The organism is Candidatus Symbiothrix dinenymphae (genome assembly GCF_001431085.1).
On the sequence record NZ_BBRU01000026.1, the window covers coordinates 1 to 1,386 of the forward strand.

The 1,386-nt window shown below is 51.7% G+C and carries 1 protein-coding gene; it reads left to right on the forward strand.

Annotation, left to right across the window (positions count from 1 at the left end):
* A partial coding sequence (locus ASC50_RS00585) for a YDG domain-containing protein (RefSeq protein WP_226995293.1) occupies positions 1-1,386 on the forward strand: 1,386 nt, incomplete at both ends.

Consider the following 1,386-nt stretch of genomic DNA (forward strand, 5'->3'; position numbering starts at 1 on the left):
AAAACGGTTACATTCAGCGGTTTCGCGCTCACAGGGGAGGATAAGAACAACTACACGCTGCAAGCACAGCCCACCGCCGTAACGGCAACGATTAACAAGGCACCCCTCACGGTGAGTTCGGCTGCGATTATCACAAAAAATTACGAAGTCAGCACAAACGCCGCCGTTTCCTCCGTCACATTTGATGGACTGCAAAATGGAGAAAACTTGCTGATTAATACAGACTACACCGCTGCCGCTACGTTCGAAAGCAAAGATGTGTCAGGCACAGACCAGCCGGTAACTCTGACGCATGTCACGCTTACGGCAAATGTCAAGACTAACAACTACACATTGAGCACCTCCCTCCCTGCGGCACGCGGCACAATCAGGCCCCTAACCGTAACCCTCACGGGCATTTCTGCCAACAACAGACTGTACGATGGCACCACAGCAGCCACTTACAGCGGTACGCCGACTCTCAATGGGGTGATTGCGGGTGATGATGTAAGCATAGATGCCACAAGCGTTGAAGGCACTTTTAACAGCAAAGATAAAGGCACGAATAAACAGGTTACATTTAGCGATTTTGCGCTCACCGGTGCGCAGAGTGATAATTATAAGCTATCATCTTCCAATGTTTCTTCTACGGCGAATATTTCTGCCGCCCCACTCATCCTGACAAGTGCTACGATTGCCCCCAAAACTTACGATGGCACCACAACCGCCACCGTTAATGCGTTCACATTGAGCGGGTTTGTATCCGGTGACACGCTGTTGCCCGATGACTGCGCCACCATTACCGCAGCCTTCACCACCAAAGACAAAGGCACGGGCAAGCCGGTAAACCTGACCGTCATCAGGTTCAAACCGGGCGTAGCCGACAATTACGCATTGAGCGGTCTGCCGATTGCGACAATCGGCGATATTAACCCCAAGCCGGTTACGCTCACAGGCATTTCAGTCAATGATACGGTTTACAACGGCACCACAGTTGCCACTTACAGCGGCACGCCGACGATTGCAGGCAAAATATACGGTGATGATGTGTCGGTGGATGCCACAAACATAACAGTTGCGTTTAATGACAGCACCGCAGGCACTCAGCCGGTTACCTTTGCCGGCCTCACGCTGGCAGGTGCGCAAAAGGACAATTACGTCCTAACCGCTCAGTCCACCCATTCGGCAACAATCCGGAAAAAGCCCGTAACGGTCTCCGGCATTTCAGCCTGCGACAAAGTATATGATGGCGATACCACTGCCACAGTGCTGTATGAAGGGGTTCTGATAGACGGTATAATTCCGTTGGACGACGGCAAAGTGGAAATAGATATCACCACCGGCACGGCAGCTTTTGCCGACAAGAACGTGGGCACGAAAAAACCGGTTAAATTCAGCGAAATCACG